Annotated in this window: 6 protein-coding genes; 4 read left to right on the forward strand and 2 right to left on the reverse strand. The window is 64.9% G+C overall.

Annotated elements, in window-relative coordinates:
- Positions 1–83: 83 nt before the first annotated feature.
- Entirely contained in the window at positions 84–845 is a 762-nt protein-coding gene (locus CAG46_RS24415; RefSeq protein WP_085617989.1) for a YdcF family protein, read from the reverse strand.
- 136 nt (positions 846–981) lie between these two features.
- Positions 982–1,296, reverse strand: a complete 315-nt coding sequence (locus CAG46_RS24420; protein ID WP_003257582.1) for a hypothetical protein — start codon at positions 1,294–1,296, stop codon at positions 982–984.
- A gap of 227 nt (positions 1,297–1,523) precedes the next feature.
- Here CAG46_RS24420 and leuS point away from each other — a divergent pair, with 227 nt between their 5' ends.
- From leuS to arfA, 4 genes are all read left to right on the forward strand, one after another.
- Positions 1,524–4,130 carry a leucine--tRNA ligase gene (gene leuS, locus CAG46_RS24425; RefSeq protein WP_085617991.1) on the forward strand — a complete coding sequence of 869 codons (2,607 nt, stop codon included), beginning with the start codon at positions 1,524–1,526 and terminating at the stop codon, positions 4,128–4,130.
- 60 nt (positions 4,131–4,190) lie between these two features.
- Complete coding sequence (lptE, locus tag CAG46_RS24430; RefSeq protein ID WP_015271935.1) at positions 4,191–4,796, forward strand: LPS assembly lipoprotein LptE; 606 nt, start codon at positions 4,191–4,193, stop codon at positions 4,794–4,796.
- A gap of 39 nt (positions 4,797–4,835) precedes the next feature.
- On the forward strand, positions 4,836–5,873 hold the full coding sequence (gene holA / locus CAG46_RS24435) for a DNA polymerase III subunit delta (protein WP_025340761.1): 1,038 nt from the start codon (positions 4,836–4,838) through the stop codon (positions 5,871–5,873).
- Positions 5,874–6,074: 201 nt separating this feature from the next.
- Complete coding sequence (gene arfA / locus CAG46_RS24440) at positions 6,075–6,239, forward strand: alternative ribosome rescue factor ArfA (protein ID WP_003257578.1); 165 nt, start codon at positions 6,075–6,077, stop codon at positions 6,237–6,239.
- Positions 6,240–6,405 lie beyond the last annotated feature (166 nt).

The raw sequence follows: 6,405 nt of genomic DNA on the forward strand, positions 1-6,405 counted from the left end.
ACCGACACTGAAATCCCGGGGCTGCTGCGCAGCCCTTTCGCGACACAAGGCCGCTCCCACAGAGGCTTGCATGAACTTGTGGCTCAGTAGAACAGCCGATACCCCACCAGCCCCGCCACTTCATTGAGCAACTGCCCGCTCTGCCACATCGCCCGGCTCTCCGGCAGCAACCCACCGAACGGCCGCGCATGATCGCGCCCGAGGAACCCGACCGGCGCCGGCACCACCTCGAACCCCGCCTGCTCGAAGCTCCAGCGCGAGCGCTGCATGTGCCACGCCTGGGTCACCACGACCACCCGGCGAATCCCCAATGGCTGCAACACCTTGGCCGTCAGCCGGGCATTCTCCCAGGTCGTGCGGCTGCCCTCTTCCCGCCATTTCACCTCGATGCCGAAATCTTCACGCAGGCGATCAGCCATCAACCGCGCCTCGCTCGGCGGCGTGCCATAGTGCAACCCGCCACTGGTCAGCACCGGCAAGCCCGAAGCCTTGGCCAGCCGCGCGGCGAAGCGCATGCGCTCCAGCGCCGTGGCCGTGGGCTGGTCGCTACCACCCCAGGCCGGGTCACCCCGCTCACGCCCCGCGCCCAGCACCACGATGGCATCCGCCCGGCTTGCCAGGCCGGCCCAATCGCTTACCGCCAGCGGCGCTTCCGTCTCCAGCGCACGAGCGGTTTCCTGCACCACCAGCGGCAGGCTCATCAGCCACAGGCCACCAAGGCCCACGGCAAAACACAGCGCTGCCAGCCTGGGCCGGCGACGGCGCAGCCACCACGCCACAAGCAGCAGCAGGAACAGGACGCCTGGCGGCATCAGCCATTGTTTGACGAAGAATCGGATCGGCATTGGCCACACCTCCTTGGCAGGCGTGCAGCCTAGAAGGATCGACGCCGGTCAACAAGGGTGCGGCCGGCGCCGATCGTGAGCTGTGCAAATTTTGAAGAACCGGCGCGCGATAGCCTGCGCCTGGCGTCCTGAACGGCTAGCGATGTGGCAGCGTCCTGGATCTCGCCGTGCTGGCGGGGCGTTTCTTGTCCTTGAGCCAGATGATCTTGGCCGATGTCGGCTCCGCTTGTGGGTAACTGCCGACACAGGCATTGTGGCGCTCCGGGAGGGAATCCAGGTAGGCCTTGATCAGTTCGAACTCTGCGTGGCTCAGGCCACGCAACTCCAGCTCGGCTGGCATTTCGTCGCGCAATCGCACCGAGGTCCTGGCCACCTCCAGCGCCAGGCCAAGCCGGTCGATCAGGCGTTCGTATAGCTCCGGTCTGATTGCGGGTAGCTGCGTCTCTCCCATCCGTTCACCTCATTGAAGATAAGAATATCTCCCCCCACACCTGAGCTTAGCGTCGTTGCAAAAAGCAGCCGTGTGCCGCGACCAGCGGGCATTCGCAACGAAGGTTTCCCACGATGCGCGGCGCTGCTGTATGCTACGGCGTTCACTCTAAACGACACCGGAGTGCCGGACGCAGCGAGGTTCCGCTGCCTGGAACAAGGTCTCTTCTCTCTCAGCAAAAAGTAGCCATGCACGAACAATACACGCCCCGTGATATCGAAGCCGCCGCCCAGAACTTCTGGGACGAGCAACAATCGTTCGCTGTTACCGAACAGCCAGGCAAGGACACCTACTACTGCCTGTCGATGTTCCCGTACCCGAGCGGCAAGCTACACATGGGCCACGTGCGCAACTACACCATCGGTGACGTGATTGCCCGCTACCAGCGCATGCTGGGCAAGAACGTCCTGCAGCCGATGGGCTGGGACGCTTTCGGCATGCCCGCGGAAAACGCGGCGATGAAGAACAACGTCGCCCCGGCCAAGTGGACGTACGAAAACATCGACTACATGAAGACCCAGCTCAAGAGCCTGGGCCTGGCCATCGACTGGGCACGTGAAGTCACCACCTGCAAGCCCGACTACTACCGTTGGGAGCAGTGGCTGTTCACCCGCCTGTTCGAGAAAGGCATCATCTACCGCAAGAACGGTACCGTGAACTGGGACCCGGCGGACCAGACCGTACTGGCCAACGAGCAGGTCATCGACGGCCGTGGCTGGCGTTCGGGCGCGCTGATCGAGAAGCGCGAAATTCCGATGTACTACTTCCGCATCACCGACTACGCCGACGAGCTGCTGGAAAGCCTCGACGAGCTGCCGGGCTGGCCTGAGCAGGTCAAGACCATGCAGCGCAACTGGATCGGCAAGTCGCGCGGCATGGAAGTGCAGTTCCCGTTCGACCTGGCCAGCATCGGCCACGAAGGCACCCTCAAGGTCTTCACCACCCGTCCCGACACGCTGATGGGCGCCACCTACGTCGCCGTCGCCGCCGAACACCCGCTGGCCACCCAGGCCGCCCAGGGCAACCCGGCGCTGCAGGCGTTCATCGACGAGTGCAAGAGCGGCAGCGTTGCCGAAGCCGACATGGCCACCCAGGAGAAGAAGGGCATGGCCACTTCCCTGCTGGTCGAGCACCCGCTGACCGGCGAGAAGCTGCCGGTATGGGTCGCCAACTACGTGCTGATGCACTACGGCGATGGCGCCGTCATGGCCGTGCCTGCCCACGACGAGCGCGACTTCGAGTTCGCCCACAAGTACAAACTGCCGGTCAAGGCCGTGGTGCGCACCAGCGCTGGCGACGAAGTCGGCAACGAGTGGCTGGCCGCCTATGGCGAGCACGGCCAGCTGATCAACTCCGGCGAGTTCGACGGCCTCGACTTCGCCGGTGCCTTCGACGCCATCGAAGCCGCCCTGATCCGCAAGGAGCTGGGCAAATCGCGTACCCAGTTCCGCCTGCGCGACTGGGGTATCAGCCGCCAGCGCTACTGGGGCTGCCCGATCCCGATCATCCACTGCCCGTCCTGCGGCGACGTACCGGTGCCGGAAGACCAGCTGCCGGTCACCCTGCCAGAGAACGTGGTGCCGGACGGTGCCGGTTCGCCGCTGGCGCGCATGCCTGAATTCTACGAGTGCAGCTGCCCGAAATGCGGCACCGCGGCCAAGCGCGAAACCGACACCATGGACACCTTCGTCGAGTCGTCGTGGTACTTCGCCCGCTACGCCTCGCCGAACTACGAAGGTGGCATGGTCGACCCGAAAGCGGCCAACCACTGGCTGCCGGTCGACCAGTACATCGGCGGTATCGAGCACGCCATCCTGCACCTGCTGTACGCGCGCTTCTTCCACAAGCTGATGCGTGACGAGGGCCTGGTCACCTCGAACGAGCCGTTCAAGAACCTGCTGACCCAGGGCATGGTGGTCGCCGAAACCTACTACCGTGTGGCCAGCAACGGCGGCAAGGACTGGTTCAACCCGGCCGATGTCGAAGTCGAGCGCGATGCCAAGGCCAAGATCATTGGCGCCCGCCTGAAGACTGACGGGCTGCCGGTGGAAATCGGTGGCACCGAGAAGATGTCGAAGTCGAAGAACAACGGCGTCGACCCGCAATCGATGATCGACCAGTACGGCGCCGACACCTGCCGCCTGTTCATGATGTTCGCCTCGCCGCCCGACATGAGCCTGGAATGGTCCGACTCCGGCGTCGAAGGCGCCAGCCGCTTCCTGCGCCGCGTCTGGCGCCTGGCCCAGGCCCACGTGGCCCAAGGCCTGCCGGGCAAGCTGGATGTCGCCGCCCTGGACGACGCGCAGAAGGTCATCCGCCGCGCCATCCACGCCGCCATCAAGCAGGCCAGCACCGACGTAGGCCAGTTCCACAAGTTCAACACCGCCATCGCCCAGGTGATGACCGTGATGAACGTGCTGGAAAAGGCCCCGCAGGCCACTGAACAGGACCGTGCCCTGCTGCAGGAAGGCCTGGAGGCCGTCACCCTGCTGCTGGCACCGATCACCCCGCACATCTCCCACGAGCTGTGGCAACAGCTGGGCCACCAGCAGGCCGTCATCGACGCCAGCTGGCCAGCCGTCGACGAGGCAGCCCTGGTACAGGACACCGTCACCCTGGTGGTACAGGTCAACGGCAAGCTGCGTGGCCAGGTCGAAATGCCGGCCGCCGCCAGCCGCGAAGAAATCGAAGCCGCCGCGCGCAGCAACGAGAACGTCCTGCGCTTCATCGATGGCCTGACCATCCGCAAGGTCATCGTGGTACCGGGCAAGCTGGTCAACATCGTCGCCAACTGATGGCAACGCCCGCCCGCAGCCACTGCGGGCGGGCGAACAGGCCCACAAGGGAGCAACAACATGATCAAACGCAATTTGCTGGTAATTGGCCTGGCGGTCATGCTCAGCGCCTGCGGTTTCCAGCTGCGCGGCACCGGCTCTACCGAACTGAGCGTGAAGGAAATGGACGTCAGTGCGCGCAACGCCTACGGCCCGACCGTGGTCCAGCTGCGTGAAGTACTGCAGCGTAGCGGTGTCAACGTGCACGCTGGCGCACCGTACCGCCTGGTGCTGACCAACGAGCAGGAGCGCGAGCGCTCGGCGACCTACAACAGCGGCAACCGTACCGCCGAATACGAGCTGACCACCGTGCTGAACTACAGCATCCAGGGCCTGAACAACCTGGAGCTGATGAGCGACAAGGTGGAAGTGCGCAAGATCTACTTGCGTGACGGCTCGAACATCACCGGCTCCGAGCAGGAAGCCAACCGCGCCCGCGAAGAAATGCGTCGCGACCTGGTCAACGCCATGGTCGTTCGTCTGCAAATGCTGACCCCGTCCCAGCTGGACGAGCTGCAGCGTCAAGCCGACGAGCGTGCCAAGGCCGAAGCCGCTGCGCTGGAGGCCGCTCGCCGCCAGCAGGCCGAGACGCCTCAGCAGTCGCCACTGGAAGTACCGGGCAACTAAGCCCGAGCGGGGTACCTTCGGGTGCCCCGCCTGTTTCCCATGAAGCTCGCCCCCGCCCAACTCAACAAGCACCTGCAAGGCGCCCTGGCACCAGTCTACGTGGTCAGCGGCGACGACCCGCTGCTGTGCCAGGAAGCCGCCGACGCCATCCGCAACGCCGCGCGCCAGCAGGGCTTCGACGAACGCCAGGTATTCAGTGCCGACGCCAATTTCGACTGGGGCACCCTGCTCCAGGCTGGCGCCAGCCTGTCCCTGTTCGCCCAGCGCCGCCTGCTGGAATTGCGCCTGCCCTCGGGCAAGCCCGGTGACAAGGGCGCTGCTGCGCTGATGGAATACTGCGCCAACCCTGCCGAAGACACCCTGCTGCTGGTCAGCCTGCCCAAGCTCGACGGCAGTGCACAGAAGACCAAGTGGGGCAAGGCGCTGATCGAAGGCGCCCACTGCCAGTTCATCCAGATCTGGCCGGTGGATGTGCACCAGCTGCCGCAGTGGATCAACCAGCGCCTGCAGCAGGCCGGCCTGTCGGCACAGCGTGACGCCGTCGACCTGATTGCCGCGCGCGTGGAAGGCAACCTGCTGGCGGCCGCACAGGAAATCGAAAAGCTCAAGCTGCTTGCCGAAGGTAACCAGATCACCGTGGAGACCGTGCAGGCCGCCGTCGCCGACAGCGCCCGCTTCGATGTCTTCGGCCTGGTCGATGCCATTCTCAACGGCGAAGCCGCGCATGCCTTGCGCATGCTCGAAGGCTTGCGCGGTGAAGGCGTTGAGCCACCAGTGATTCTCTGGGCCCTGGCCCGTGAGCTGCGCCAGCTGGCCGGGCTGGCCCAGCAGTTCAGCCAGGGTGTACCGCTGGACAAGGCCTTCAGCCAGGCCCGCCCGCCGATCTGGGACAAACGCCGGCCACTGGTCAGCAAGGCCCTGCAGCGCCTGTCGGCGCAGCGCTGGGCGCAGTTGCTGCAAGATGCCCAGCGTATCGATGCACAGATCAAGGGCCAGGCAGAGGGCTCGCCGTGGACCGGCCTGGCGCGCTTGTCGCTGCTGATGGCCGGCCAGCGCCTGACACTGCCTCCCGAGTAACTGGGGCCGCTGTGGGAGCGGGCATGCCCGCGAATCAGGCGACACGGTGGATGGCACCGGCTTCGCCGGTGTTCGCGGGCACGCCCGCTCCCACAGGGCTGCAATGCCCCAGCATCTCGACCATAAACACAATCAATTGGCCCCACCCTGCCCCAAGCCCTACAGTGCGCCGCGAAACCCACCCAACCCGGGAACCCCGCCATGAGCAAAAAGCCGAAAAAGCACGGCCCCAACAAGGCCAAGTCGATCATCGCCCAACCGCTGTTCCGCTGCCGCCAGGAACAGCCGAACAAGGGCAAAGGTAGCTACCGCCGCGAAGCCTTCCAATCGAGAGATTGGGAGGCTTCCTACTTTTTGGCTGCATGAAAGCATCGAAAGCGCAGGCATGGTATGGTCATCACCTGACCTGCAATTCTGGATCTGTGAATGCTCCTCAGTCTTCTCCCCCGCTGGAAAACCCGTCAGCTGATCGCGGCCTCCAGTTTCATCCTGCTCGTGGCCTGCGCAGAAAAGCCCACCGCCGCCGATGCCC

The organism is Pseudomonas sp. B23(2017) (genome assembly GCF_002113725.1).
GTDB lineage: Bacteria > Pseudomonadota > Gammaproteobacteria > Pseudomonadales > Pseudomonadaceae > Aquipseudomonas > Aquipseudomonas putida_Z.